A 25,401-nucleotide genomic window follows, 5' to 3' on the forward strand; every position below is an offset into this window, starting at 1 on the left:
CTGGCCCTAGTACGAGAGGACCGGGTCGGACGGACCTCTAGTGTACCGGTTATCGTGCCAACGGTATTGCCGGGTAGCTATGTCCGGATGAGATAAGCGCTGAAAGCATCTAAGCGCGAAACTCGCCCCAAGATAAGATATCCCCCAGCATAAGCTGGCTAAAGGACCCTCGGAGATGACGAGGTTGATAGGCCGGAGGTGTAAGCACAGCAATGTGTTCAGCCGACCGGTACTAATAGTCCGTGCGGCTTGATCGGACTTTCAGATGTCAGATGGTTCGCTAACCGTCGACCCGAATCAGTTGTTTTGAATCGGGCGTTGCGCCGAAGGTGGCGCGCGCCGGCAGGTACTTTCCGGTGGCTACGGCGGAGGGGAAACACCTCTTCCCATTCCGAACAGAGAAGTTAAGCCCTCCAGCGCCGATGGTACTGCACGGGAGACCGTGTGGGAGAGTAGGTCGCCGCCGGGAGTAAATCGAAGGCCCCTCGGGAAACCGAGGGGCCTTTTCTTTTGTCCGCGCGAGTACCGTGCGGATACATCGAAGTATCGACCCGGGAACCCATTGAAGTGAAGCAGTCGAGCAGCACGATCGGAAACGTCTATCTCGGCTTAGAGACTGCGCCGACCTCGCCCCCCCGGTCTTCATGGAGCTTGGGATGCGGATTCCTCTTGTTAACGGGGGTCAGTAGCGCGGGGGCAGCGGTGCCTGATCTTGTCGGCCGCTTAACAACCCAGCTTGTGGAGCTTTGCGACGCAGCGAAGCCGTTCAGTACCCCTTGCGGCCGAGGAGAGAAATAGAGCGAGATCCGACGCCCCCGTCTCACCAACATTGAGATCCATGAGTAAGTCAGGTGCCCCATCTCGATCTAGATCCCCTGCCCACATGACACTCGGATTTGGGCCACCTGGGTAGCACTCTATCTGCGCGATTTGCTGCGGCGGCTTCCCGGAGCTGCTCTTCATCTTGAGAGAGTAGCGAGTCCAGCCTCGTCCAAATCCCTTGCCCTTGTTGAATGGTCGGCTCGAGGCCTCCAGCCAGATTCGTTCGTCCCCGTAGTTACCAAGGGCTCGCGTCGTTCCTGGGCGCACCACCGTGTAGGCACCAGCGTCAGTGCGCAAGTGTCCCTCCCGCAGGCCTGGAATGCCGCGCACCAGAATCAGGGCTTTCCCTGGGGTATCGATCTCTACCTTGAGTTGCCTCACCGCATTGGTACGACTGGTCAGACCGGGAACTATCTTCGAGTCGACACTAATTCGTCCCACATGGAGAGCGTAATCTGCAGAATCGGAGGCCAGGGCGTACCAGGTTTCCCCCGACTTCGGATCAGCATCTGCCGCGTAGAAGTCTCCTACATTCAGAAGCTGGCCTCTGCGAGAGAGGTCCGGTGCCGCGACGCCTAGCCCGCCACAAAGAATGAACGACGCAAACAGGAGGGCTCGGCAGGTTTCGCGCACAGGTTACTTCTTCCGAAGCTCGAAGCTCAGCGCGCCCGACGGGCAGCGCTTGATCTGCTCGGCGATCGCCTCGGCGGAAGCGCCCTCGACGTTCACCCACGGGCGCTTCTCGACGTCGAATACCGCCCTCAATCCCATCACGCAGACTCCCGAGTGGATACAAATCCTCGGATCGAAGCGGACGATGATCTCGTCGGTCTTGTACTCCTGGATAGGCGTCTTCATTTAAGCAGTCCGAGCTGTTTCATGTAGGTCAAGTTGTCCCAGAACAGGTATTCCTCGTCCATCACACCGTCCTTCCAGTGCCCGACGGTGCACATCGCGATCGTGAATCGCTTGCCGGACGGGGGAAGCGACTTTCCGTTGCCGATCGGCATGGGCTTCGTGAAGGTCCCTTCCATGATGCCGGTCACGCTCGTCCAGTCGCCGGAGCCGAATTTCACCGGATGGACCTGGATCCGGGTGTCGGGCGCGTGGATGAAAATCCCCTTCAGATCCTCGATGTGCGCCTCGAGGCCCTTGGTTTGGCGTCCGTCAGGCCAGTGCACGATGATGTCCTTGGAGTGGCTTTCAGGCAACCGGTCCCATTTCTGGTGCGTAAAGACATCGAAATCCAGCTCGTCGAACGTGGCAAGGTGGGCCTGGACGGCCCGCTCATCGGCTTCGTATTTCGCCAGTTTTGGATCGGCGGTAGGCCCGCACGATGCGGATACGAGGATTGCCGCGAGGGCTAGAGCCGCGGCGAATTGAGCTGCGACGACCCGGAATGACATAGGCGATCTCCTTCGCTGAATCGGCGGCCAAGGGCGTAGGGCATCCGCGCCGCGCCGAAGAACACGCGCCCCGCCCGAGCCAAAGTCTACACCGGACCTTTGCCCACCACCCTCGCGAATACGGCGAGATAGTCTCGTACTTCCCGTGTGTGAAGAAAATTGTCGCGCACGTGGATGCGGCCCTCCGCGCCCAGATCCCGGCGCAATTCCGGGTTGTCGAGCAGGCGCACCGTCTGGAACGCGGTTCCCTCGATGGAACGGACTAGGAGCCCGGTCCGCTCATCGAGCACCTGAAGCGGAATGCCGCCGACGGCGCTCGCCACGACCGCGCGCCGCTTCCAAAGCGCTTCGGAAACGGTCAAGGCGAAGCCCTCGCGCAACGATTTCTGCAGGACCACCGTCGACATCCGCTGGAGCGCATTGATCTCGAGGTCGGATTGTGGCGGCAGCTCCAAGATTTCCACGTCGGGCACACCCTTCGCCTTCTCCCTCACCTCGGCCAGCACCTCCGCGCCCTCGGGGTCGTCGCTGGCGCCGCCGCCGGCGAGCAACAACTTCGCCGGCCTGCGCGCGCGGACCAGACGGAATGCCTCGAGAACGCCGAGCGGATCCTTGATCCGATCGAAACGGGAAATCTGGGTGACCCACGGACCGTGGGGCTCGATCCCAAGGCGAGCGAGATTCGACTCGATCTCTTCCTCCTCCATCTCCCGATTCTTCTCGGCAAACGGGTCGATCGAGGGCGGCACGAGGATCGCGGGAACCCGGAGCGGCGGCACGAACTGGACGTGGGAGAAGATCGCAGCGTCGTACTGCTCCACCATCGGTCGGATGAACTCCCAGTAAGCCTCGTCGCGGCGCGATAAGTCTATGTGGCAGCGCCAGATCCAATTTTGTCCCGAGCGCCGGCAAAGCTCGATCAACGCCGCCGGCTGTGGGTCGTGGATCATGATCAGATCGCCGTCCAGCGCGAGCCGCTTCGCCTCGATTCGGGTGCGCTCGCGGTAGATCTCGCGGTCCTCCTCGGTGAGCGGCACGACGTGCCCATGGAGCGCGTTGTGCATCCGCTTCGTCACCCCGAAGAAGCGCGCGTCGCCCTCCATGACTTCCCAGGTCGTCGGAATGCCCAGCTCGTTCAGGATCACGACGACGCGGTGGAGGATCTCGGCCACGCCGCCACCCGTCTTGGTCGTGTTGACCATGACGATCCGGTGACCCCTCATCTTGCGCGCCAACGCTTGGAGTGCCCGGAGCGTCTCGGGTCCGACGATCCGCTCGTAGCGCTCGAGCCAGCCGGTCCTCGCCGGGGCCGCTCCGGCCGGGGCCAGCGTTTCGGGCGTGGCGGTCACTTTCTCCCTCCGGTATCCGCGCCCTTGAGCTTCTCCGCGAGCCGCGTCATGGTTTCCCGGGCCTCGCGAACCCGTACCTCGTCCGCCGCCTCAATCCGATCGACCAGACGGCGGCCGATCATCGAGCGCCGCCATCTCGTGCCGACGTCGCGATGGAGCCGCGCGATGGGCGGGCTTCCCGCGACCGCCTTCGCGGCGGAGTCGGCGAGCCCTCGGGCGCCGCGCGCCCGAAGCCACGGGATCAGCGCGTACTCGGACCGGCCGAACACCGGTGCCTCCACGAGGTGGAGAAAGACCGCGCCGTCATCCAACCGGGGCCACACCTCCACGACCTGGGTGGGATCGGCGGCCTCGATCCCGAGATCCGCAAGCACGGTCCGGGCCTCGAGGAACTGGAAGGAGGCGCCCTCGGAGGCCGACCGACGGCGGTCGCGCTCCGGGACGCGGTCTAGAACCGCGAGGAGCGCGGCGCGCACCTCTTCGAGCGAACCCGCGGGCAGTGTGCCCGCGAACGCGAGCCGTTCGCTGACCTCCGGAAGCTGGAGCGCGTCGCCGACCCACCGCGCGAAGTCGTTCTCGGGGAGGTCGCGCACGTGGGGAAAGCGCACCGGCATCCGGGTCACGTGGTGGTAGATCGACTCGGGCGCAACGGTCGCGATGCCGGCCTTGAGCGATTCCAGGTCGGAGGCGACGTTGCCCGCCGGCGACTCGAGCGGGGCCGCTGTGAAGAACCGGAAGCTTTCGCTCACGTCCGGTCGGGCGTGCGCCCCTCGTCGGAGGCGCGCAGGTATTCCACGATGAGATCGCGGGCGAGATCGCGGCACCCGAGACCAAAGGCGAGCGCCAGCGCGAGGCCGGCGGCCGCGACGATCGCGATCGCAACCGCGAGGACCAAGTGCGCGGCGAGGCCCAGCTGGTCGAGGGCGATCAAGACCGTGAACGCGACGAGGAGCGCCGCGACGCCCTGGGCGCGGATTCGGCTCGGCCGAACGCCGGACTGGAGGAGAAGCGCGGTCAAGAGGCGGCTCGCCGTGAGGGCGAGCGGAATTCCGAGCAAGAGCACGAGGCCCGAGGTCAGGATGCGCGGCACGACATCCTGAAGCCGGATGACGATCGAGGGCACGAGGTCGAGACCCAGCACACGGAGCGCGACGATCGCCGTGCCGAGGATCGTGAGCCAGAAGACGGAGAATCCCACGAGGCGACTCGGCAGAAGCTCGGGGCGAATTCCCGAGTCGGCGGCCAGGCGTTTGGCCGGTCCGTCGAGGCCCGTCATCGAGAGCAGCGATTGCGCCGCCCGGGAAAGGAGCACGGCCAGGAGCCAGCCCACGAGCGCGATCGCTCCGGCGATCAGGATCAAGGTCAGCGCTCCGGTCACCGCGAACAGCGTCTCCTGAAGCTGCGCGCCGAGATCAGGCGGGATGAACGGCGAAAGGAACGAGCTCCATTCCATCACGGCACCTCCTGGCTACGGGTCCAATCCCGAACGGAGCGAAATGAGCGAACGCAAGAATCTCACAACTTCAGCCGGCCCACGCACGCGATACCGCGCGCGCGTGCGGCCGGGACCAACGCGGACAGCAAAGTCGTTCCCGCGAAGGACAGCGAACGCGGGCTCGTCGGAGTCGGCGTCCCCGAAATAGAGTACGACGTCCGGCGTATACCGCCGCCGCAACATGGCCAGGGCGCGTCCCTTATCGTACCCCCTCGGCACGAACTCGGTCACGCGATGTCCGCGCGCGGGCTCGAAGCCAAGCGGCCGTGCCGCCGTGGCGGCGCGTCGAAGCGCGCGCCGGAGGGCGGGGAACCGGCCGGCCGCCACGCCACGATCGTGGAGGGCGACCGTCATGCTCTTTCGCTCCAAGACGCTCCCCTGGAACGCCTCCGCGACGGGCTCCACGAGCGCCGCGATCCGCCTCGCCCCGCGCCGCAAGCGTTTCCGAATCGAGGCCGCCGGCGCGACCACGCCCTCGAGCCCATAGAGCGCGGCAAATCGGGCGCGCGGCACGGGTACGAGCCGCCCCAGCACGCGCCGGCTCCGCGCGCTGACCACCGCCACCGTGACGCCGCGCATCCGCGCGAGCCGATCCAGCACGCGGAGCGTCGCCGCGGGAACGCGCGCCCGCCCGAGCTTCGCGACGATGGGAGCGATCGTTCCGTCGACGTCGAGCGCGAGGAGCACCCGGGTGCCGCGTCGCCCCAAGATCGACCGGGCCCTCGCGCGGGCCGGAGCCGAGAAGAGCGATCGCGAGCCCTTTGTCACCGCCTTACGGTCGGGCGGCGCGTGCCGGGGAGCAGGTGGAGCCGGCGGACGTCGCGGAGCAGCCTGCGCGCCCAATCATAGATGTTTTGAGACGCCACCACGTCGCGCAGGGTCCGCATCCGCCGCGTGCGCTCCTCCGGCGGCATCGCGAGAGCGCGGTAGAGCGCGATGGCCAGGAGCTCGGTATCGTAGGGGCTCACCTGAATCGCGTGCTCGAGCTCGCGCGAGGCTCCGGTGTACGGACTCAGGATCAGCACGCCGTCCTCGTTCACCTTGGCCGCGACGTATTCCTTGGAGACGAGGTTCATCCCGTCGTGGAGGGACGTGACCGCCATGACGTCGGCGAGGACGTAGTAGGGAATCAGATCCTTGAAATCGAGGTTCTCGGTGATGAGGTGGACGGACCGCCGGTCGCCCGAGCCGAAACGCTGGTTCAAGCGTTCCACCCGCTCCGCCACCGCGCGCCCCACGGCCTGATATTCCGGAAGGTCGACGCGGCTCGGGACCGCGACCAGGACCATCACGACCTTGTCGCGCAGCTCGGGGTGAGCGTCGAGCATCCGCTCGTAGGCATCCAGGCGCTCCGGGATCCCCTTCGTGTAGTCGAGCCGGTCGACCCCGAGAATGACGCGCGCGTTGCCGAGGCCAAGCCGCTCGCGGATGCGACGCACCGCGATCTCGGTCGATGAGGTCGCGGCCGTGAGGGAAATCTCCGCGACATCGGGGCTGATCGGGTAGTCGCGAACGTACGTGCGTTGTCCCGCGCGCCGGACCGCGATCCGCTCGCGGTCGACCAGGGCTTCCAGCTCCTGCGAGACGGTGTCGATGAAGTTCATCCCGTGGAATCGAATGTGAAATCCGAGGAGGTCGCACGCGAGGAGCCCCTCGAGGATCTCGCGCTTCCACGGGAGGATGCGGAAGACCTCCGGGTTGGGCCAGGGAATATGCCAGAACAGCACGGTCGTGAGATCGGGGCGGCGCTCGCGCAGCTCGGAGGCGACGAGCGCCAGGTGATAGTCCTGTAAGAGCACAAGCGCGGGCTCGTCGCCCGCCGCCTCGATGATCGATTCGGCGAACTGGCGATTGACCTCCTGGTAGGCGCGCCACTGCGAGGCGACGAAGATCGGGCGCACGTAGACGACGTGGCAGAGAGGCCAGAGGCACCCGTTCGCGAAGCGATTGAAGCCCTCCGCGCGCTCCTCGTCCTCGATCCAGAGCCGCTGGAGCGTGTACCGCTCCTGGCCCGGCGGCATCTTGACGCGGCCGTGGTCGTCCACCACCTCGCGGTCGGCGTCGCCGGAAGCTTGAGCGACCCAGACGGCGCCGGTCGCCCGCGCCACCGAGTCGAGGGCCGAGGCGAGCCCGCCGGGGCTGCGAAGCGATTCGATCGTTCCGTTGCGGCGGACGTGCTGGTACGGCTCGCTCTTCGAAGCGATGATGATGCGCGTGGCGCCCAGGTACTCGCGGACGCTCCGCCCGAGCTGCTCGGGCGTGGTCTGGCGAGCCAGGTCGCGCCGATGGGTTTCCTTCGCCGCGGCGCGGCCCGCCGCGCGCACCAGCTTTTCGTGAATTCGACCTCGCGGGGCCGGCATGGGGGCAGTGTAACCGATTCGCTAGCGCCGCTGCGGCTCGTCCTGGCTCAGCTGCCTCAGGTTTCGAACGACTCGCCGCATCAGCATCCCCGCCATCGAGAGCGCGGCCGCGCTCCCCAGGACGTCGAAGACCGTGACCCCACGGCCGATCAGGTGGAACGGCAGCGGGCCGACGGTCAAGGCGAGCAGGTTCAGGCCGACCAGGATGATTCGCGCCTCCGTGGGTCCCATCACGCCGTACCCGAATCGGAACTTGCCGAATACGTGCGTCTCGAGGTAGACGTTGATCGAGAGCACGAGGTAAGCGATCACCATGGCGAGGCCGACCGCGAGCAGCATGTAGGGCGAGAACCCGAGGCCGAGCCCGATGACGAGGGTCGAGTAGGCGTCCGTCAAGTGGTCGAGATAGAAGCCGTAGCGGGGACGCTCGATTTTCCGGAAGCGCGCGACGGTGCCGTCGAGGCTGTCGCCGAACCAGTGGACCAAGAGCCCCGCGTTCGCGAGCCAGAGCCAGTGCGGATTTCTGTTCGAGAGGCCGTAACCCGCCGCGATGACGGTCGCGCCGAGGACTCCGAGCGCGGTGAGGTGGTCCGGGAGGACCCAACGCGGGAGGGCGGCCGCGAGTCGCGGCAGCGCCCATCGTTCGAACCGGGTCGTGATGAAGGTGGATTGCCGCTCAGGCTCGGTCACCGAGCCTTAGAGTTACTCCTGCTGTCGCGGGAATTCAAGGGCGGTGCGCCGGCGGGCGGCGGGTTGCCGGATGACGCGCCGGTGGGTACCGGTCCACTGGACGGCGGCCCGATGCGGACCGTCCCGCCGTCGGGCGCGTCCGACACGACCTCAGTCACGGCCTGGATCCGCGCCGGGTCGCCGAGCGCGATCTCGACGAGCGCCGCGTTCACGCGTCCCGCGAGCAAGCTCGCCTGCTCGTACGTCCGTGCGGTCGCCGTGACGCGGACCGGCTGTGTCAGGCGCGATGAGGCGTTGAGCCAGCCGGCGGCCTCGAGGATCACAGGCGGAACGGCTTTCGACGCCCCGTCCGCGCCCAGGCCGAACGAGCGGGCCGATTTCATGGCGGCAAGGACGCTCTGGCCCGAGAAGACGAGGACGGGGCCGTCCGGAGAATCGAGCCGGTAGGCCGACACGCGGAAGCCCTGGCCCACGAAGTTGCGCTTGTTCCCGGCCTTGTCGTAAGCCTCGAAGATGTACGAGTAGGTGAGGCCCGGCGTGACGGGCGTGCCGTCCTGCGACCGACCGTCCCACGCGATCTCCTTGGGCGGATCGCCCTTGCCGTGGAACGTGGTGACGGTTTGACCCTTCGAGTCGGCCACCATGAGCTTCCACCGCTCGACGTCCTTCACGTTGGGCTCGAATCGCGCTATGGGACCCGTGGCGAACTGGCTGAGCCATGGGTGCGCCAGATAGGGCGACGGGATATGTGCCGAGGTTCCGAGAAATCCGGTCATGAGGTCCGGAGGCACCCGGTTCAAGACGTCGCTCGCGGTTCCCGATTCAAGGCCGCCGACCTTCTCGGGATCGAGGTCGAGCGTGAGGGTCGGCCGATCGATCTCGAGGTGCACGCGGTCTTCGCCCTCGACGGTCATCGTCCTGAAGTCGGTCCGCTCCTGGCCGCCTCGAAGCGTCATCCCGCTGTCGGGCGCCGCCTGAGACGAGGGGGCCGGCGCCGCATCCGCCTTCTGCTGCGAGGGTGGCTCGGTCGCCTGCTTCACCGCGGCCGCGGAGACCGGCGGCCGCTCGCCCGCGACGGCGCCCGAAACTCCGAGCAGCGAGACCGCGACCACCGCCGCGAGCCACGGAAGAGCCCGGGCCGCGCGCGCGTCAATGCATGGATGAGAACGCATCGGACTCCTCCTTTAGCCTGCTTCGCGGAGCCGGAAGTGGAACGTGATCGTTCCCCACTGCTCTCCGGTCCGTCCGTCCCTCAAGGGCTCGAATCGCCATCCGCGGAGTGCCACGCGGGCATTCTCGTCGAAGTCTCCGAAGCCGGCGGTCTTCTGGATCATGACGTTCTCTTTCACGCTGCCGTTCGGCCGAACCACGAAGTAGATGGTGACGGAGCCCTCCACCGCTTCGCGCTTCGCCCAATCGGGGTAGACAGGCAGCGAGTGGAAAAGCACGGGCCGGTCCGCGACGGGACCCATCAAGGAGGCGCCCGCGACCGTCCGCTGCGCCGTCGACTCTCCCGCCTTGGCGGGTGCGTCCGCCTCCGACTTGCCGGCCGGGAGCCCGGCGGGCGCGAGCGCGGCCGGCGCGCCGGCGGTGGTACCGCGAGAGAGATCGAGCGCGGTTCCGCCTCCCGCGCCACCTCGTGTCAGGCTGACGGCCGCGGATCCCGTCCCGGGTCCGGCCACGGTCGCCGGGCTCGTCCCGAACAGGGAGGTCGGCGTCGAGGCGGACACGCTTCCGACGGTGCTCGGTCGCGACTGATTCTGGAGCGCCGCGAGGCGTGAGGCCATCCGGTCCATCAAGGTCACGTCGGACTGCGGATCGAGTGAGATGTCCCCGCGATCGGCCACCCGACGGAAGTGGGTGTCCTCGGAACTCTTCGTCGTCATCCCGCGGGTGGTTACCTGCCCCGGCGCTGCCGGAGTCGGCGCGGGCGCCGACGGGGCAGCCGCCTGCAGATCGCCCGGCTCCAAGAGCGTGATCTCGGTGACCAAAGGCAGGTCGGCGACGGCGCTCTTGAGCGTCATGATCCACAGGAGCAAGAGCACGTGGAGCACGAAGCTCGTCGTCATCGTCCACAGCGTCCGGCGGCGGGCCCCGTAGTTGTCGAGTCGAACGGTCGCGACGGTCAAGGTTTCGCCTCCGTTCTCTGGCGGGTCGCGATGGCGAGCCGCGTGGCTCCCGCGGCGCGGGCTACCTCGAGGAGGTGGTGAACGGCCGAGTAGGGCGCGCCTGCGTCCGCCCGCACGACCACGAGGACGCCCTCGTTTCCGCTCTTGGCCAGCCGGGCCTGAAGCGCCGGGCCCAGCTCATCGGCCGAAACGATGTCCTCGTCGATCGCGATCGCGCCGGCCGTCGAGAGCGTGATGCTCACGTTCCGCTCGTCCTCCGCTTCACGACTGCGGGCCTGGGGCAGATCGACCGGGAGATCGGCGACCGAGAGAAGCGGCGCGGTCACCAACAGGATGATGACCAGCACCAGCGCCACGTCGATGATCGGCGTGACGTTGATCTTGGTGATCATCACCTGGTATCCGGGAATTCGGCCTCGTCGCACGTTAACCTCCCACGACCGCGATCTGCGAGGCGCCACAGGCCTTGGCGTCGTCCAGCACGCTCACGAACGACCCGTGGGTCACGCCGTCCGCGCACCGGACCACGACGACCTTCGACGGGCTCGCATCGAGGAGCGGCTTCAAGAGAGCCGCGAGGCTCGAGCGCGGGATCTGGTTCTTGTTCACGAGCACCGTCTCCTGGGAGACGATTGTGATCTCGATCCGCTCCGTGTCCGCGACGATCGCGGCTTTGCGCGCCGCCTGCGCGGCCCGCTGCACCGCGATGCTCGACTGAAACGCGAGCGGCGTCGCCACCATCAGAATCACAACCAGCACCAAAGAGACGTCGATCAGAGGGGTCATGTTCGGCTCGAAGATCCCCTCTTCATGACGGACTCGGGTTCGACGCATGGGAGCCTCCTAGGCGACGCGGACCTTGGTCTGGACGGACTGCCGACGGCCACCGACGTTCATCCGGATCGTCCGGGCGTGGTTCTCCGCCACGGTCAGCATGATCCCCATACGGCGCACGAAGTGGTTGTAGATCATGACGGCAGGCACCGCGACGAGAAGTCCGGCCGCCGTCGTGAAGAGCGCCTCGGCCACGCCCGCCGCGACGACCGAGGGTCCGGCCGAGCCGGTGCGGGCCATGTCATGGAACGCGCGCATGATCCCCCAGACGGTACCGAGAAGACCGAGCAGAGGGGCGGTGTTGCCCATCGTTCCCAGGAAGCCGAGATTGCGCTCCATCTGGAGCCGCTGCTCGCTCAGAGCGATATGCATCCGCTCTTCCGCGGATTCGGGGTTCTCGTCCATGGCCCGGATGACATCGGCGGCGACGGCGCCCACGGGATGGGCCTCCTTCGAGCAGACGCGCGCGGCTTCCTCGTTGTTCCCGGAGCGCAGGGCGACAAGCGCAGAGGCAAGCACACCATCCGGGTTGCCGCGCCGATTCCAGAAATAGATGACCCTCTCGATCGCGAACCCAAGGGTGAGCACGCTGCAGAGCAGAATGATCACCATCACCGGGCTCGTACGCATCGCTCCGATCCAATCGAAGTTCTCGAACATCGTCCTGCTCCTTTCGATCTCAGGCCGTAATACCCGGCCGGTCGGTCGTCTTACCGCTTCTTCACCCCACGCGATTCAAGCTCTGAAGCCCGTCCTTTCGCCGCGGCGGCCAGCTCGTTATCCTTCGAATTCTGCGCGATGTCTCGATACGCATACATCGCCCGCACGTAGTCCTTCTTCGCCTCGTAGATCGCCGCGCAGCGCGCGACCGCGGAGAGCCGGAAGGCGTTCTTAAGATCGGTGGAAGCGGTCGCCCGGTTGTACGCCTTGAGCGCCGCGTCGACGTTCCCCTGCTCCTCCAGGCCGCGCCCCACCCGGTAGTTGAGCTCCAGTTCGAGGGCAGGCGAGGGCCGCGAAGCCAGGGCCTTCTGGAACTCGTCGAGCGCCGTGGCCTGATTGCCGACCGCCTCCTCGAGATCGCCGATCTGATAGGCGATGTCGGCTGCGCGCGCGTCGTTCGGATGCTCCTCCCGATAGCGGAGGAGCGCCGCCTTGGCCTCATCGGTCTGTCCCAGCTGCCGCTGGCAGAGGGCCAGGTTGTACCGAGACGCCGAGCGAACGTCCACGCTCGCGCTCTCGCCAAGGACCTGCGTGAAGGAGACCGCGGCGCGCATGTAGTCCTTGGCCTGGAACTGCTGGAGACCGAGCTGGAACTCCGCCGTCGGGCGAAGCTCGCTGGTCGGGAAGAAGGCCAGGAACTGTTCGTACGCCATCCGCGACTCTTCCAGAGAGCCGGCGTGCGCGTAGGAGTCGGCGAGGAGGTACTGGGCCTGATCCGCCGCCGAGTAGCCGGGGAACTGGCTCACGACGCGTCGGAACCCGTCGGCGGCCGCGGCGTACCGCTTCGCCTGGTAGTCGTTCTTCGCGATCTGGAACAGGGCGTCGCCCGCGAACGATCCGGTCGGATACTGCTCGACCAGCTTCGCCAGCTCCGCGGTCCCCTTCGCGGTCTGGCCCAGGCGGTAGAGCGACAGCTCGGACCCCCGTTGAGCCTCCTTGGCGTATGGCGTGTCGGGGAATCGGGCGATGACCTCGGAGTAGCGCTGGAGCGCGGCCCCGTCATACCCGGCGTTGTACTCGCACTGTCCCATCCGGAGCATCGCGAGCCCCGCCGCGTCGGTCTGGGCGAAGTTCTCGAGCAGCCCGCGGTAGCACCGCTTGGCCTCCTCGTAGCGCTGCGCCTGGAAGTAGAGGTCGCCGGCACGGGCCCACGCGCGCTCGGCGATCGGCGCGCTCGCGCTGTCCTTGACGATCGCTTCCCAGTGGTCGACCGCGTCCCCGGCCCGGTTCAACCGGACGTACGCCAGTCCGGCCTGGTAGTGGGCCAGGAGGCGGCGCGGGTGCGTCGGGAACCGCTTGAGGAAGGCCTCATAGCCCAAGGCGGCCGCCCGGTAGTTCTTCTCGTTGAACCGGTCGTGCGCGATGTCCAGGTAAGCCGCCGAGACGATGTCGGGATTGGCGCTCCCGCCGTAGCGGGCGACGAGGCGCTCCTCGGTCGCGATGGCCAGGCTGTCGCGTCCCTGTCGCGCGTAGGTCCAAGCAAGGAGCTTCGTCGCGTTGGCCCCGATCGGATTGTCCGGGAAGTCATGCGTCAGGCGTTGCAACGTCGCCTGCGACTCGGGGTATCGGGCCTGCGACGCCGAAGCGTCGGCATCGATGAGAAGGGCATAGGCCCGCCACGGCGACCGGCTCGGCGGCATCTTCTCGAGCAGCACGTGGGGAGCGCCCGCGAGCTGCCCGAGATCTCCGGCCCGGTGGTAGGAGTAGAGGAGCAGGCAGAGGGCCGCGTCCACAAGCTCGAGACGCTCGGGCGAGCGGAACATGTCGAGGTTCGGCTTGTCCATTTGCGCCACGTAGCGGTCCAGGACGATCTGGAAGTAGGGAGCCGCGGCGCGAGCCTTCCCCTGCGAGAGGAGACCGACGCCCGCGAGGTAGGCGGCCGCCGGCGCCTCCGGCTCGAGCGGGTAGCCCGACACGACCGCCTGGTAGGTGCCGGTCGCGTCGCCCTTCCGGCCGAGCGCGTCGAGGCAGCGCCCCACGCGGTACTGGGCACTCGCGGCGACGGAGTGCTGGAAGTACTGGCTCAGGACGCGATTCATCTCGACGATCGCCTCGGCGTACTGGCCGCGGCTCAGGAGCACCTCGCCGACGAGGAACTGGGCCCGCGCGGCGACGTCGGTGTCCGGGTACCGCTGCACGATGCCGCGGAGAATCGCGAGCGAGGAGTCGGCGGCGCCCGCCAGGAAGAGGGAGCCGGCGCCGCGGACCTCGGCTTCACCGATGACCCGCGGATCGTGCGCCTTCTTCACGACGCGGGCGAATTCCTCGGAGGCGCTGCGGTAGTCGCGAGCGACGAGGAACGCGTCCGCCTTGGCGAGCATCGCCGGATCGCGGAGGGGAGAGTCGGGGTAGCGCTCCGCGACCTCCTGAAACGACGCGGCCGATTGGAGGACCGACCCCTGGCCCCTATAGCAGAGCCCGCGGAGATAGGTGGCGGCGGGCCCCGGCGTCCGGAGTCCGACAGCGGCGAGCGCTTCGATCGGTTTCCCCTGCGTATAGAGGAGGGTGCCCTTGGCGAGGCCGAAGCGGGAGTCGCGCTCATACCAAGGATTCGTCTGGGTCAATGCGGCCAGCTGTCTGGCCGCGATATCGGTGTCGCCGCGGCGCAGAGCGTTCCACGCCTGGGCCAGGCGCGCCTCGCCTCTCATCGCGCTCTGGGGATGTCGCTTCTCCCACGCGACCCACTCGCCGGCGGCCTCGCGGTCCTGACCCGCTTCCTCCATGGCGCGGATCGAAGCGAACTCAGCGTCGTCCACGAAGGGGCCATTGCCCATCCGGCCCGCGGCGCGGCGGTACTCGTCGGCCGCGCCCCGATAGTCCTTCAGCTCGTAACGGATCTGCGCCGAAAGGGCCGAGGCCGCCGCCTGCTCCTCTTGCGTGAGGTCGCCTCGGAGCACGGAGGCCGCGGTCTGTCCCAACCCCTCGAGGGCCGGGACGCGATCCGCCGCCGAGAGGAGACGGGCGGACTCAAAGGCCAGCCCCGCCTCCTTGAGCTCCGCGGGAGCCCCCTTCTTGTCTGCCTCCACCTTCTGCTTGTCACCCGCGTACGACGGGGGAGGGGCTATCAGCGCCCCGACGAGGAGAGCGGTGGAGAACACCCATGCGCTACGGCAAATTTTGATCATGGCTCCGTCCTTGCCCTGGTTACTCGACCGGGATGACCGGAACTTCGCCCTGCGGGCCACCCGTCGAGATCTGGACTATGCGCGTGCGGCTGTCGATCACGTGCCCTTCCATGTCCTTTACCGTCAGCGTGTAGTGGTACTCACCGTCGGGGAGAGGGAGACCCGTCTCATCCTTCCCGTCCCACAGGAGGTGGGCCGGAGGGGCACCCTTGCCGCCGAACGTGCGGACCGTTTGCGACGACTTGTTCACCAGATTCAGCGTCCAGCTCTCGGTCTCGCCCTTCGTGCGCGCGTTCAGATCGATCTTGGTGACCGCCTTTTCGCCGGTCGGCGAGAAGACGGTGGGCTCGGCCTTCGCGCTCGCGAAGAAGCCGCCGAAGCGATACGTGAGGCCGAGCCGGTGCGTCAGGCCCAGCGGATGATCCATGACGCCGTAGTCGAACTGGTACCTGCCCGCGAATCGATACGAGAGGCCGCCCGCCGGGTCCTGATCGTCCATCCCGATGCGTAGTCCGATCGACGGCTGGACCCAATATTCCGTGCCGGAGCGGAAACGGATGCCAGGGCCCTGCGACTGGTCGACCTCGGCGGTCAGGAGGCCACGGCCGCGAAGCACCTGCGCGGAGAATCCCGCCCGGAATTCGATTGGGTACGTCTCCTTCGAATCGCGCAGGGTGATGTTCGGGCCGCCCAGGTTGAGCACCGAGGCACCCACCTTGATGGCGGGGGTCAGGGAGAAGATTCCACCCAGGTCGAACCCGACACCGGTGCCGGTGAAGTCTTCGACGCTCTGGCGCGCCAACTTAACGTTTGTCCCGATCGCGAGCCGGGTATTCACGCTCTTGGCCATGGAGAAGATGTAGGCCGTCTCGCCTTCTTTGAACGTGCCCAGCGGGTCGTTCAGCTCGTTCGTCTTCTCGAAGCTGCCGGACGTGAGCGAGACGATGGTCAGGCCGAAGCTCGGGAGCTTGTTCCCGGGTACGGCGAAATTGAACGCATTGATCGAGGTGTCCTCGAAGAGGCGCGCCGTCTCGAACCGAAGCTCGTTCGGGACGAGCTGGGCCAGCCCGGCCGGGTTCCACACGACGCCGGAGGCCTCGTCGGCCACCCCCACGAAAGCGCCGCCCAATCCGATCGTGCGCGCCGTCACGTATTGGGAAAGCCAAGAGCCCGGAGCTCCGCCGGTCTCGTTCTCGGCGGCCGCGGGGGCCGCGCCCAAGATCAGCGCCACGAAGGCCGCCATGCAGATTCTCGTCACCCCATCGATGCGAATCATCAGAGTCCCCCTTTAGCGGACGACCGCGACCTTGCGACGGATCACGTGTAACGTCTCACCCTGGCCCTGCGCCTCGATCAACACGACGTAGCCGCCGCTCGCGACCACTTCGCCCCTGCCGTTTCTGCCGTCCCAGCTCCAGTTGTTGAGCCCGGGACTCCCACCCGGCGCGCCGCGATCAAAGACCACGCGGCGCACCAGGGAGCCGCTGTTGGTGTAGACGCGGAGGGTCACGGTCGCGAAGTCGTCGAGCTTGTACGCGACCGTCGTGGCCTCGCTCCCCGCGTGGAATGGATTCGGATAGTTCGTGACGTAGCCGCCGCCCGCCGTGGGATCGACAAACGCGACCTCGAGATCGAGATCCTGGCTCAAGGAGCCGGACGACGCCCGGATGGTGTCTCGTTCCGGATTCCGAGGGCTCAAGAAGTCGGCCCTCGCGTTGCCGCTTGCGTCCGTGGAGTCGTCCCGCGCCGTGAGGGTGCCCGTCCCGGAGAGGAGGCCGAAGGTGACCGGCCGATCAGGCACCCCGTTCTCGAAGGCGTCGACGACGCGAGCCGTCAACGTGGCGTGCTTGTTCCCCCCGACCCAGGCCGGGTTCGAAGTCAGACGGATCGCGCTCGGCGCGCCCGGCGTGATCGTGATGGTGTTGCTCGTCGCCGGCGCGTTTCCCGCGTCGTCATGCGCGATCAAGACGACGGGCTCGGCGAACGAATAGGTCTCGCTCACCGTGCGCTGGCCCTGCAGGAGCTGGAACTGAGTCGTGAGGAGCGTCCCCCGTCCCGGAGCGCTGTTCGACGAGTTCTGAACCTGGATCGTGACGAACGAGTTGATCTCCTGGATCACGCTCCCGGCGTCGTTCGTCACCTTCACGGTCAGTGCGAAGAGATCGCCGGCCCGCGCGGAGGCGGGTGAAACCGAAGCCTCGAGGTGGAATCCGCTCGTGATGGCGCGCACCTGCGTCGTGCTCCCCGTCTTGGACGGGTTCGTGACGTCGGAGACGCTGATTTGCTGGAACCCTCCCGCGGCGAGGCGAATCACCATGTCCGCGCGGCCGTCGACCATCGCCTCGTCCGGCGGCAGCTGGGCGAGCGCGTCGCCGGACGTGACGCGGACGACGTCGGTAATCGGGTTCCCGCTAACACTGGTGACCGGGTTCCACCACTGGTCGGTTGCGAGCACCGTGAGGGTGAAGGCATAGTTGATATTCTGGTCTGTCGCGGTGCCGCCGCGGCCGCTGGCGGTGCCCGGAGCGGGAAACTCGCCCGGCGCCAGAATCAGGACCCGCGCGAATGTGCCGCCGACGACGAGCACCTGACTCGACGTGTTGGCCTGGATCGAGCCGTTGTCGATGTCGCTGGCGGTGATCGTCTGATACCCGCTCTTGTGGAGGCGGGTAGGGATCAAGACCTGCCCGTTTACAAGGGTCGTATCCGTCGGCATCCAGGCGAACGAGTCGGTCGAGGCCAACCCGATCCGATCGTTCACGCCCGGGACCAAGTTCCAGAACTGGTCTACCGCGCGCACCGTCATCGTGAACGGGTTTCCGGCGGACTGGGTGGTCGGCGTTCCGCTCTTGCCCGACGCGGTGCCTCCGAGCGCCGTCTCCCCCGGCAGAATCACCTGTAGCCCATAGAGCGGGCCCGGATTGACGACGAACGTATTGCTCGTTCCCATCTTCGGAGGCGCTGAAAAGTCGAGGCAGGTGAGCGCCACGGAGCCCCCAGCGCCCTTCAGCGTGACCTGGCCGGTCCATGTACCCGCGGAGAACGTGACCAAGGTGGGCGCGATGCTGCCGGTGCCCGTGTTCGCCTGGAGCACCGCGTCGGCCGCATATGTGGGGACGGTGTTCCCGCCCGAGTCGACCGCGCGAATGGTTATCGTGACCGGCACGCCCGCCGTGAGCGGTCCCGTGATCGTATTGAAGGCGAAGCCGTTCGTCCCGGCCGGAATGACCTGGATGCCCGCGCTCGTCGTCGCCGAGATCGAGCCGTTCGTTAGATCGGACGCCGTGAGGGTCTGAGTCCCAACCGTGTTCAGCGTGACCGTGAAGGTGCGGAACCCGTTCGACATCACGCCAGAGCTGGGTGAGACGGTCTCGGCCGGATCCGTGTTCGAGACGACCCTCACGTTGTCACCGCTCGGAAGCGGGTTCCAATAGGCATCCGTGGCATAGACGCTCGCCACGAAGGCTGTCCCAACCGCCTGGGTCGCTGGCGTGCCGGTCACACCGCTCACGCTTCCGGGGAGAGGCGTCTCGCCCGGCACGACGATCTGGACCTTCGAGAACGTTCCCGGGTGCACGATGAACGGATCGCTCGACCCGTTCTTTGCCGGGTTGCTCAGATCGTAGGCGTACTTGTTCACGTTGCCGCGGTTGATACTCGTCTCGTCGGCCCGGTACATCGTGACGTTTCCGTTCCAGACTCCGTTCGTGAGCGTCACGCTCGCGGGGGAGATTCGCCCCTCACCGAAGCTCGTCATCTCCTTAAGGCCCGCCGGTCCCGTGTAGCCGGTGACGACGGCGCCATTGGGATCGCGCGCCGTTAGTGTGGTCGCGTCTGCGACGCCCGCGTATTTGTGCTTTTGGGAAATGCTCTCGAAGGTGAAGCCCGCGAGAACCTGAACCAACATCTGAGCCGACGTGCCGTCCGGAATCGTGTTGTCGGTTTGATCGTGCGCGAGAACGTTGAAGCTGCCGCCCGAGTTCATGGTCACGGTGAACGTCCGCGCCCCGGAGACCAGCTGTGCCGGCGACGGAAGCGTCGCGCTCGCGTCGGAGGACGTGATCTGGATGCTGTTCGAGATGCTGGTGACAAGGGTCCAGGTGTCGTCGCACGCCCGCACGGTGATATCGAACGGGATGCCCGCGACCTGCGCGCGCGGCGTACCCGTCTTGCCGCTCCCGCTTCCGGGCGCGGCGGTCTCGCCCGGCAATAACACCTGGAGCCGGGTGTACGGGCCTGCTAGGGCCGCTCTTGGTTGAGCGATCCCTATAAGGAGCGCGAGCCCGACTGCGAGCCACGCTGCAGGACGAACCTGGCGCACGGCGTCACCTCCACTGCTGTTTTGTTGCGAATGGTGTTTGGATGAAGCTGCAGAGCACGGCCGCCACGACCCCCAACTTGTGACGCATCTTGGGCGGACCCGTGCCCGACACCCGGCGGAAGTGCAGCCAGCGTGCCGCGCCGAGTTGCACTTTGAGGTGCGTGCGGGCCGGTCACGCGAACCCGGTGACGGAACCCAAGTTGGTCCTTTGCGGAATGCGAGAGGCGACGAAAAAAGGCCCAGAGCCCGTTCCAGCCAAATCCGCGCGGTCGGATCGAGCCGTCCGCGGATTGCGATGCGCGGCTCGCGGGGGGGCGCGCAGATGCAGATCGCGACGCGAGAGGTTGAATGAAGCCGCGCCCGTAGGAGATCCACCGATGCTTGTCGGAGAGTTTTGGACGCTCGGGAGCGCCCTGGCTTGGCGCTTCCGGCCGCGATAAACTCCCCCGACCATGCGACCGCCCTACCGACCACAGCGGATTCTCCTCACCGGCGCCGCCGACCCGGTCGGCCGCCTCCTCCTCCCGGCCTTGGCCGGACTGGGAGCGCCGATTCGCGCCCTCGCGCGCCCGGGGGGGCCGCCCCTTCCCGCGTCCCGCATTGCGGAGCTTCGCCTGGGCGACCTCGAGCGGCCCGGGAGCCTTCGCGGGCTCGCGGACGGCTGCGACGTCGTGGTGCACGCGGCCACGCGGCCCGGCTTCACCCGGCTTGGCCGGGCTCGGCAGCGGCGGATCAACGTGGAGGGGACCGAAGCGGTCCTGCGCGAGAGCCAGAGCGCGGAGGCGAAGGTGTTCGTGCTGCTCGGCTATACGGGGACGATCCAGGAGCGGGGAGTTCTCTCGGCGCCGGTCGATGAGGAGACGCCGCCGGAGGGCGAGTACGAGTCCGACTCCGTGAGGATGATCTGCGAGGCGGAGGCGCTGGTCCTGGAAGCGAACCGCGTCGGCTCCCTTCGCACCATGGTCGTGAGCCCCGGAATCCTGGCCGCGCCGGGGGTGCCCACGGCCCTCGGGGGACTGATCGCGACTTTTCTGAGGCGCGAGCTCCCGTTTCGCCTGCTGGACGAGGTCTGGCTCGCGATGAGCGGCGGCGGGGAAATCGGGCGCGGCACGGTCGCGGCGATCGAGCGGGGGCGGGGAGGAAGGCGCTACTTCGCGACCGGGGAGTGCCTTCGCCTGGGGCAGCTCTACGAGCGGATGACGCGGGTGACCGGGATCCCCGCGCCGCGGAGGCGGTTGCCCGATCTTCTGGTCGAGGAGCTCGGGATGCTCACGCCGGTGCTCCCACCACGATCGTTCCTACGTCAGCTCGTCCTTCCGCGCGAGCTCGTGCTCCATCTCCTCAGGCTCGCGCCGCTTGATAACACCCGAACGCGCGCCGAGCTCGGGTTCAGCCCCACGCCGCTGGATGATCTGCTCCTCCGCTTTGCCCGGACCGAGGGGATCTTAGCCGGCGACGTGGCTGGCGCCGCGGGCTGATTTGCCGCGCGACGAGTCGAGGATCTCGCGCACCTTCCGCGCGAGTGCCAGCGCCGTGTAAGGCTTCTCCAGAAATTGGATTCCGGTGCGCTCGGGGCTCTGGGTCAGCACCGGGTCGCGCGTGTATCCCGAGACGAAGAGGATCGGTAGGTCGGGGAACGTCCCCTTCACTCGCTCACCAAGCTCGCGCCCGCCCATTCCCGGCATGACGACATCCGTGACGAGGATCCCAATGCGTGCCGTCTCGCGATCCAGGACGCGCAGCGCCTCGCTCGCGCTCGACACGGCCAGCACGCGATAGCCCAGCTCGGACAAGGACTCGCGGGCCATGAGCAGAAGGGCCGGGTCATCCTCTACCAAGAGGACGGTCTCGGTTCCGCCCGGGAAGTCCGCGACGCGGGGCTCGGGAGCGGCTGCCTGCTCGAGTCCGGCCGCCTGCTCGGGAGCGGCGACCTCGGGGAGCAGGATCTCGAACTCCGTGCCGTGGCCGAGCTCGCTGTCCACCCGCACGCATCCGCCGTGCTGCCGGACGATCCCGTAGACGGTCGCTAAGCCGAGGCCCGTGCCGCGCCCCGGCGCCTTCGTCGTGAAGAACGGCTCGAAGATGTGCTGCATGACCTCCGGCCCGATGCCGCCGCCGGTGTCCCGAACCCGCAGGCGCACGTAGGAGCCCGGATCGATGCCGAAGCTGGACTGGGCCTGGGCCGCGGCCAGCTCCATGCAGTCGGTCTGGATCGAGATCACTCCGCCCTCCGGCATGGCGTCGCGCGCGTTCACCGCCAGGTTCACGATCACCTGCTCGAGCTGGGTCGGATCGATCCTCACCCTTCGAATTGTCTCGGAGAGGTTGAGCTCGAACCGGATCCTCTCGTCGACGAGGCGCCGCACCATCGGCTCCAGATTCCGGATGGCGGCGTTCAGGTCCACGATCCGGGGCTGGGTCGCCGCGCGGCGGCTGAACGCGAGAAGCTGCCGCGTGAGGGATGCGGCGCGCTCGCCGCCCTTGTGAATCTCCTCGACGGCCGGCCGGGACGGGTCATTCTTCGACATTCTGGAGAGAAGGAGGTCGGCGTAGCCGATCACCGCGGTGAGGATGTTGTTGAAGTCGTGCGCGACGCCCCCGGCGAGCTGCCCGACCGCTTCCATCTTCTGCGCGTGGCGGAACTGCTCCTCGAGCGAAATGCGGTCGGTCACGTCGGTCTCGAAGCCGTCAACGTAGACCAGCCCGTCGGACTCGAGACGCGGCGTCAACCGGCTCCGGTGCCAGCGCCAGATCCCCTTCGAGGTCTCGTACCGGATCTCGATCGACGCCGGCTGGAGCTTCCGGAGCTGCTGGAGCGCGGGGAGCGCGATGTTCTTGACGTCGTCGGGGTGAACCCGGCGCATCCAGAAATTCGGATCCTGATCGAGGTCCCGGGCGGGAATTCCGTAGAGCGCCTCCGCGCCGCGCGAGACGTACTCGTAACGGAGGATCCGCCCGTTCGGATCGAGCGAGAACGTGAACAGGGCGGCGTCCAGGTTGCGCGCGATCGTCGCCTCGCGCTCCGTCGCCAAGCGCTGGTCCGCGAGCGCCTGCTCCCGGTCGGTCACGTCGCGGAAGCTCCACACGCGGCCCACGACCTCGCCGTCCAGCTTCTGGGGGAGCGAATAGCGTTCGAAGACCCGACCGTCGCGGAAGCGAAGCGTGTCGAAGCTTTCCGCTTCGGGCGTGGCGTAGAGCTTTCGGACCTTCGAGAGGAACTGCTCGGGCTCATCGAGCTGCGCGAGAACGGACTCGAGCGCCCGCTGGTCATCGCGACTCTGGAGGACCTCGGGGGGGATCCCCCACATCCGGGCGAAGCGCTCGTTGAATCGGACGATCCGTCCCTCACGGTCGACGACCAGGAGCCCGTCCGCGGTCGATTCGAGCGCGGCCTCCAGGAGCGAGAGGGCGTTGTATCGCTCCGTCTCGACCCGGTGGCGCACCGTGATGTCCCGGACGATGCCGAAGCCCTCGACGAAATGTCCGCTCTTGTCGAGGATCGGGTGCGTCGTCACCATCACCCGGACGCCGCCGCCGTCGCGGCGGAGCGCCGTAGCTTCGAATTGAGTGGTCTCGCCCTTGAGCGCCCGCGCGAACGCCGTTCCGGCAACCTCCAGCGACTCGGGCGACGTGAATTCCTGGAAGTGACGCCCGACGATCTCCTCGGGCCGATACCCGAGCATCTCCGCCATCGATGCGCTGACCTCGAGGGTGATGCCCCGTGGATCGACCCGCCAGAGCCCCTCGGGGGAGACGGCGAGAAGCGCGCGGAGGTGGGCCACGACCTCCTCATTGAGGCCCCGGGCGGAGCGCTTCAGGCTCCTGACCCGGCCGAGGAGGAAGACGATCGCGGCGCACGTCACCGCGACGCCGAGAGCCAGGAGTGCCGTGGTCACTTCTTCTCTGCGGGCGCCCCTGGAGCTTGGCCCTCAGGGGGCGGTGGCGACTTTCCCTCGGGCGCCGGCGGTGCCTTGCCTTCGGGAGCGGGAGGCGTCTGGTTTTCGGGAGGCGCCGGCGTCTGGCCCTCCGGCGCCGGCGGCGACTTGGGCTCGAGGCCCGGCGCGGGCTGAGCGGCCGTCGTTCCGCACGCTTCGCGGCGCACCTTTTCCTGATAGAGGACGTTCATGTTCATGACCCGGAACTCGACCCGGCTGTTGATGCGCCGATTCGCGGTCGAGGTGTTCGGCACGAGCGGATCCGTATCGCCGTACCCCGTGATCCAGAAATTCTTCGAGCTCAGCATCGGGAAGGTCTTGAACAGGTACTGGAGCGTGGCGCGCGCCCGCATTTGGGAGAGCGGGATCCGGAATCCGGGCTCGGGCACGTCGTCGACGTGGAGCCCGATCTCGACCTTGATCATGGGCCACTGGGCCAGCACGGTGCCGACCGAGTCGAGCCGCGCGATGGCTTGCGGCTGCAGCACGGCGGAATCCGGCGGGAACTCGAGACCGGTCAGCCGGATCATCCAATCCTCGAGCAGCGCGCGCTCGTACGGAGAATGCAGGATCGGGCATCCGCAGGTGTTCACCGCGGCGCCGGCCGGCGTGTTGGGGCACGTGTCGATGCCGTCGGGGATTCCGTCGCCGTCCGCGTCGAGCGGGCATCCGGCCGCGTCGACGATCGCGCCGGCCGGCGTGTTGGGGCACTTGTCCAGTCCGTCGAACACCTTGTCTCCGTCCGAGTCGACGCCGCAGCCCTTCGCGTCCACGACGACGCCCGTCATCGTGGAATCGCACTGGTCGATGCCGTCGGGCACGCCGTCTTTGTCGGAATCGATCGCGACGCCGGTCTCGTCCACTTTCGCGCCCGGCGGCGTGTTGGGCTCCTTGTCGAGCCCGTCATAGATGCCGTCCTTGTCGGTGTCGAGCGGCGTGCCAGCCGCGTCCACGACCGCGCCGCGCGGGGTGTCGGGGCTCTTGTCGCGCTTGTCGGGCACGCCGTCTCGATCCGTGTCGCGCGCCCGTCCCGCCCAGAATGCGGTGACGCTGCCGGATACGATGAGGTCGTTCACGCGCGTATCGCGGCCCGCGCCGCCCGTCTCCCTAAACGAAATGTCCCGGCCGTCCACGCGGAAGCCCAGGCGCTCGCCAAAGCGGGCCACGACCCCCATGCCTACATGGTACGCCGAGTTGGTCTTTGCCGCCGCGCCCAGATCGAGCTTCGCGGAGCCGAATCCCCCGTAAATGTAGGGAAGGGTCCAGCGATAGCGGTCCGGCGTAAGGATGAGACCCCCTCCGAAGTGCGTGAAGGTGGCATCGCCGACCGCAGTTTCCAGATTGGGTTTGGAGTAGAATCCCACGCCTTCGACCCCAACCCACCGGTTGAGGAAGAACGCGGCTCGGCCGCCGTACCCGAAGTTATCTTTGAGCCCTTGCTCGGCGTCGTAGAAGACGCCGCCGGCTCCCAGGGAGATCCACGCCCGCTCCTCGACGGCGCGTGCTCCTTGGGCGATGGTGGAGAGGGCCAGAATTACGAGGGCGGGCACGCGTAGGGCGCGGGATAGAGGCGAAGCCATTCTGTTCCTCCGGAAACCGACACTACTGGGGAGAGAGTGCGCGAAGTCTGGCGGTTCTTCGCCCCTATGTCAACATTCTGCTATACTTTCAGCCTGTTCCACCCGGGCCCTGGACGGCCGTCCCGGCCCCTCACTTTGGAGAAGACGATGCTGGAAGAACGCCTCGAGCAGGACATGAAGGCTGCCCTCAAGGCGGGGCAGGCCGACCGGCTTTCGACCCTGCGCATGATGCGCAGCCAGATCCTCCTCGAGAAGAAGAAAGACGTCACCCGCCAGACCCTGACGGAGGACGAGGTGGCGGCCATCATCAACGCGTACGCGAAGAAGCTTCGCGAATCGGCCGCCGAATATGAGAAGCTTGGGCGTCCGGTCGAAGCTGGCAAGATCCGCGAAGAGCTGAGCACCGTCGAAGGGTACCTTCCAAAGCGGCTCACCGAAGCCGAGGCGCGAGACCTCGTGAAGCAGGTGCTGACCGAGCTTCAGCTCACATCCATCAAGGAATTCGGACGCGCGATGAAGGAAGTACAGGCTCGAGCCAAGGGAAGGGCGGACGGCAAGCTCCTGAGCGAGATCGTCCGCGCCTCGCTCGACTGACCCACCACCGCACCAACCGAATGGACCTAGTTCGAATGGAT

20 protein-coding genes and 2 rRNA genes are annotated in these 25,401 nt (G+C 67.2%); 4 read left to right on the top strand and 18 right to left on the bottom strand.

All coding sequences use genetic code 11. The features are described from left to right. Both E6K79_10265 and rrf read left to right on the top strand, forming a co-directional pair. A 23S ribosomal RNA gene (locus tag E6K79_10265) occupies positions 1–256 on the top strand; the annotation flags it as partial. Positions 257–352: 96 nt separating this feature from the next. Further along, positions 353–469, top strand: a 5S ribosomal RNA gene (gene rrf, locus E6K79_10270). Positions 470–1,458: 989 nt separating this feature from the next. On the opposite strand, the gene E6K79_10275 is transcribed toward rrf, so the two are convergent. From E6K79_10275 to E6K79_10350, 16 genes are all read right to left on the bottom strand, one after another. Continuing rightward, positions 1,459–1,680, bottom strand: a complete 222-nt coding sequence (locus E6K79_10275) for a (4Fe-4S)-binding protein (protein ID TMQ63280.1) — start codon at positions 1,678–1,680, stop codon at positions 1,459–1,461. Further along, on the bottom strand, positions 1,677–2,228 hold the full coding sequence (locus tag E6K79_10280; GenBank protein ID TMQ63281.1) for an ester cyclase: 552 nt from the start codon (positions 2,226–2,228) through the stop codon (positions 1,677–1,679). The genes E6K79_10275 and E6K79_10280 overlap by 4 nt, the downstream gene beginning before the upstream one ends. 86 nt (positions 2,229–2,314) lie before the next feature. Further along, positions 2,315–3,451, bottom strand: coding sequence for a glycosyltransferase (locus E6K79_10285; protein TMQ63326.1), 1,137 nt, complete (start codon positions 3,449–3,451; stop codon positions 2,315–2,317). A gap of 122 nt (positions 3,452–3,573) precedes the next feature. Next, entirely contained in the window at positions 3,574–4,326 is a 753-nt protein-coding gene (locus E6K79_10290; protein TMQ63282.1) for a hypothetical protein, read from the bottom strand. Beyond that, positions 4,323–5,030, bottom strand: coding sequence for a hypothetical protein (locus E6K79_10295; protein ID TMQ63283.1), 708 nt, complete (start codon positions 5,028–5,030; stop codon positions 4,323–4,325). The genes E6K79_10290 and E6K79_10295 overlap by 4 nt, the downstream gene beginning before the upstream one ends. A gap of 15 nt (positions 5,031–5,045) precedes the next feature. After that, complete coding sequence (gene otsB, locus E6K79_10300; GenBank protein ID TMQ63284.1) at positions 5,046–5,915, bottom strand: trehalose-phosphatase; 870 nt, start codon at positions 5,913–5,915, stop codon at positions 5,046–5,048. Next, positions 5,837–7,432 carry a trehalose-6-phosphate synthase gene (locus E6K79_10305; GenBank protein TMQ63285.1) on the bottom strand — a complete coding sequence of 532 codons (1,596 nt, stop codon included), beginning with the start codon at positions 7,430–7,432 and terminating at the stop codon, positions 5,837–5,839. The genes otsB and E6K79_10305 overlap by 79 nt, the downstream gene beginning before the upstream one ends. A 21-nt stretch (positions 7,433–7,453) precedes the next feature. Then, complete coding sequence (locus E6K79_10310) at positions 7,454–8,122, bottom strand: CDP-alcohol phosphatidyltransferase family protein (GenBank protein ID TMQ63286.1); 669 nt, start codon at positions 8,120–8,122, stop codon at positions 7,454–7,456. Beyond that, a complete protein-coding gene (locus tag E6K79_10315) occupies positions 8,119–9,294 on the bottom strand; it encodes a hypothetical protein (protein ID TMQ63287.1) in 1,176 nt (391 codons plus the stop codon). Before E6K79_10315 ends, E6K79_10310 begins: the two co-directional genes overlap by 4 nt. Positions 9,295–9,306: 12 nt before the next feature. Continuing rightward, entirely contained in the window at positions 9,307–10,251 is a 945-nt protein-coding gene (locus E6K79_10320; protein ID TMQ63288.1) for an energy transducer TonB, read from the bottom strand. Then, complete coding sequence (locus tag E6K79_10325) at positions 10,248–10,676, bottom strand: biopolymer transporter ExbD (GenBank protein ID TMQ63289.1); 429 nt, start codon at positions 10,674–10,676, stop codon at positions 10,248–10,250. The genes E6K79_10320 and E6K79_10325 overlap by 4 nt, the downstream gene beginning before the upstream one ends. A gap of 1 nt (position 10,677) precedes the next feature. Beyond that, positions 10,678–11,085 (bottom strand): biopolymer transporter ExbD, encoded by a 408-nt coding sequence (locus E6K79_10330; protein ID TMQ63290.1) that lies wholly within the window; start codon positions 11,083–11,085, stop codon positions 10,678–10,680. A 9-nt stretch (positions 11,086–11,094) separates the two neighbouring features. Continuing rightward, complete coding sequence (locus E6K79_10335) at positions 11,095–11,745, bottom strand: MotA/TolQ/ExbB proton channel family protein (GenBank protein TMQ63291.1); 651 nt, start codon at positions 11,743–11,745, stop codon at positions 11,095–11,097. Between the two features lie 50 nt (positions 11,746–11,795). Beyond that, positions 11,796–14,903 carry a tetratricopeptide repeat protein gene (locus E6K79_10340; GenBank protein ID TMQ63292.1) on the bottom strand — a complete coding sequence of 1,036 codons (3,108 nt, stop codon included), beginning with the start codon at positions 14,901–14,903 and terminating at the stop codon, positions 11,796–11,798. A gap of 46 nt (positions 14,904–14,949) precedes the next feature. Next, entirely contained in the window at positions 14,950–16,206 is a 1,257-nt protein-coding gene (locus E6K79_10345) for a hypothetical protein (GenBank protein ID TMQ63293.1), read from the bottom strand. Between the two features lie 12 nt (positions 16,207–16,218). Beyond that, a complete protein-coding gene (locus E6K79_10350) occupies positions 16,219–19,251 on the bottom strand; it encodes a hypothetical protein (GenBank protein TMQ63294.1) in 3,033 nt (1,010 codons plus the stop codon). A 452-nt stretch (positions 19,252–19,703) separates the two neighbouring features. Here E6K79_10350 and E6K79_10355 point away from each other — a divergent pair, with 452 nt between their 5' ends. Further along, a complete protein-coding gene (locus E6K79_10355; GenBank protein ID TMQ63295.1) occupies positions 19,704–20,729 on the top strand; it encodes an NAD-dependent epimerase/dehydratase family protein in 1,026 nt (341 codons plus the stop codon). On the opposite strand, the gene E6K79_10360 is transcribed toward E6K79_10355, so the two are convergent. Beyond that, positions 20,697–23,147, bottom strand: a complete 2,451-nt coding sequence (locus E6K79_10360; protein TMQ63296.1) for a PAS domain S-box protein — start codon at positions 23,145–23,147, stop codon at positions 20,697–20,699. The genes E6K79_10355 and E6K79_10360 overlap by 33 nt on opposite strands. Next, on the bottom strand, positions 23,144–24,766 hold the full coding sequence (locus tag E6K79_10365; protein ID TMQ63297.1) for a hypothetical protein: 1,623 nt from the start codon (positions 24,764–24,766) through the stop codon (positions 23,144–23,146). The genes E6K79_10360 and E6K79_10365 overlap by 4 nt, the downstream gene beginning before the upstream one ends. Before the next feature lie 66 nt (positions 24,767–24,832). On the opposite strand from E6K79_10365, the gene E6K79_10370 reads away from it, so the two are divergent. Continuing rightward, a complete protein-coding gene (locus E6K79_10370) occupies positions 24,833–25,360 on the top strand; it encodes a GatB/YqeY domain-containing protein (GenBank protein ID TMQ63298.1) in 528 nt (175 codons plus the stop codon). The last annotated feature ends 41 nt before the right edge of the window (positions 25,361–25,401 follow it).

Source organism: Candidatus Eisenbacteria bacterium (genome assembly GCA_005893305.1).
Taxonomy (GTDB): domain Bacteria; phylum Eisenbacteria; class RBG-16-71-46; order SZUA-252; family SZUA-252; genus WS-9.

Bases quoted from the DNA above. Each gene is read 5' to 3' on its own strand.
- E6K79_10275 (TMQ63280.1), bottom strand. From the start codon at position 1,680: ATGAAGACGCCTATCCAGGAGTACAAGACCGACGAGATCATCGTCCGC.
- E6K79_10280 (TMQ63281.1), bottom strand. From the start codon at position 2,228: ATGTCATTCCGGGTCGTCGCAGCTCAATTCGCCGCGGCTCTAGCCCTC.
- E6K79_10285 (TMQ63326.1), bottom strand. From the start codon at position 3,451: ATGAGGGGTCACCGGATCGTCATGGTCAACACGACCAAGACGGGTGGC.
- E6K79_10295 (TMQ63283.1), bottom strand. From the start codon at position 5,030: ATGGAATGGAGCTCGTTCCTTTCGCCGTTCATCCCGCCTGATCTCGGC.
- E6K79_10305 (TMQ63285.1), bottom strand. From the start codon at position 7,432: ATGCCGGCCCCGCGAGGTCGAATTCACGAAAAGCTGGTGCGCGCGGCG.
- E6K79_10315 (TMQ63287.1), bottom strand. From the start codon at position 9,294: ATGCGTTCTCATCCATGCATTGACGCGCGCGCGGCCCGGGCTCTTCCG.
- E6K79_10330 (TMQ63290.1), bottom strand. From the start codon at position 11,085: ATGCGTCGAACCCGAGTCCGTCATGAAGAGGGGATCTTCGAGCCGAAC.
- E6K79_10335 (TMQ63291.1), bottom strand. From the start codon at position 11,745: ATGTTCGAGAACTTCGATTGGATCGGAGCGATGCGTACGAGCCCGGTG.
- E6K79_10345 (TMQ63293.1), bottom strand. From the start codon at position 16,206: ATGATTCGCATCGATGGGGTGACGAGAATCTGCATGGCGGCCTTCGTG.
- E6K79_10355 (TMQ63295.1), top strand. From the start codon at position 19,704: ATGCGACCGCCCTACCGACCACAGCGGATTCTCCTCACCGGCGCCGCC.
- E6K79_10365 (TMQ63297.1), bottom strand. From the start codon at position 24,766: ATGGCTTCGCCTCTATCCCGCGCCCTACGCGTGCCCGCCCTCGTAATT.
- E6K79_10370 (TMQ63298.1), top strand. From the start codon at position 24,833: ATGTCAACATTCTGCTATACTTTCAGCCTGTTCCACCCGGGCCCTGGA.